This is a genomic window from Actinomadura sediminis (assembly GCF_042675525.1).
Lineage (GTDB): Bacteria > Actinomycetota > Actinomycetes > Streptosporangiales > Streptosporangiaceae > Spirillospora > Spirillospora sediminis.
Window position 1 is genome coordinate 1 of record NZ_JBHTJA010000246.1, and the last position, 1,577, is coordinate 1,577.

At 79.2% G+C, this 1,577-nt stretch carries 1 pseudogene; it reads left to right on the forward strand.

Annotation, left to right across the window (positions count from 1 at the left end):
* Positions 1–1,577: pseudogene (locus ACFQ11_RS37685) on the forward strand (hypothetical protein); the annotation flags it as partial.

Consider the following 1,577-nt stretch of genomic DNA (forward strand, 5'->3'; position numbering starts at 1 on the left):
GCCGCGGCCGCCCTGCACGCCGCGCTCCCGCTCGGCCTCGCCGCGCGCGGCGCCGCCGACCCCGCCGCCGCCCGCGCCGCCGCCGAGACCCTCCACGCCGCCCCGCCGGACGACCTCGACGCGCTCGCCGAGGACGCGGACCGGGCCGAACGGGACGCCGCCGAACTGCGCGACCGCGCACCCCGCGCCGTCCACCGCGAACCCGACCCCGAACTGTCGTGGATGCCCGCCCGCGCCGAGCTCCCGCCCGACCCGCCGATCACCGCGCGGGAAGCCGCCGATCTCGTCGCGCTCCTCGCGGGCGAGACGCCCGAACGGCGCGCCCGTCCCGAACAGCGCGACGTCGATCCGGGCGCGCTGCCGAGCGCCGCGTACGTCCGCACCCTCGTCGACGCCGAACGGGCCGCGGCCGAACGCGCCGGACGGGCCGACACCGAACTGGCCCGGCTGCTCCGCGACGCCGACGTCACGCTCGTCGCACGCCTCGACGGCGCGGCCGCCACCGTCGGCGCGGCCCTGCACGACCTCGGCCTCGACGGGCACCCCGGCGGCTGGAACCCCGCCGACCTGGCCGTCCGCGCGTTCGCCGACGCCCTCGCCGAGCGCCGTCCGGCCGTCTGGGCGCGCGTCACCGAGATGGCGGCCCGCGCCGGATGGGCGGAACGGGCCCTCGCCGGCATGGGCGGCCGCCGCGTCGAACTGCCCCCGGGCGAACTGCACCTGCGACGCCTCGCCGGCGTCGCCCAGGAACTGCGCACCTACCTCGCGGACGGCGGCACCCTCAAGCGCGGCCCCCTCCGCTCCCAGCCCCAGCGGCAGGCCGAGATCCTCCTGCAGTACGCGACGGTGGACGGCGAACCCCCCACCACGCCCGAACTGCTCGACCTCGTCTTCACCGACCTCATGGTCCGGATGACCTGCCAGGAACTCCAGTACGTGTGGGAGGCCGCCGGGATCTCCTTCCCCGCCGACCTGCCGCCCGCCGAACGCGTCAACCGCTTCGTGCGCGCACACACACGCCTCGCGCGCCTGCACGAGACCCTTCCCGCCGTCAACGAGACACGGGAACTCCTCCGCCGCGCAGGACTGGACGTCCCGCTGAACCACCCCCTCCAGTGGCACGCGTACGCGACCGCCCTGCGCGGCGCCCTCGAGGGCCTCGGCGTCGACCGCGCCGCCGCGGACCTCGACGCCCTCCGCGACTCGATCGGCCCCGCCGGGCCCGCCGACCCCCCGGAACTCGCCGCCGCCCTCGCCGCGATCGACGCCCGCGACGCCGACGCCTACGGCCGCGCCCTCGCCGCCCTCGCCCAGGCCCGCCACGAACGCGCCCTCCAGCTCCGGTGCGGCGAACTCCTCGACCGCGTCCGCGCCGTCCACCCCGACCTCGCGCACCTCCTCGTCGCGACCGACGGCGACGACGCCTGGCGCGCCCGCGTCCGGCGCTGGGACGACGCGTGGACGTGGGCCCGCGGCGCGGGCCTCACCCCCGCCGAGGCGCGCCACCGCGCGGCCGTCGCCGAAGCCGAGGCGGCCGCCGCCGCCGCCCGCGCCGACCTCGCGGCGGCCAGCGCCCG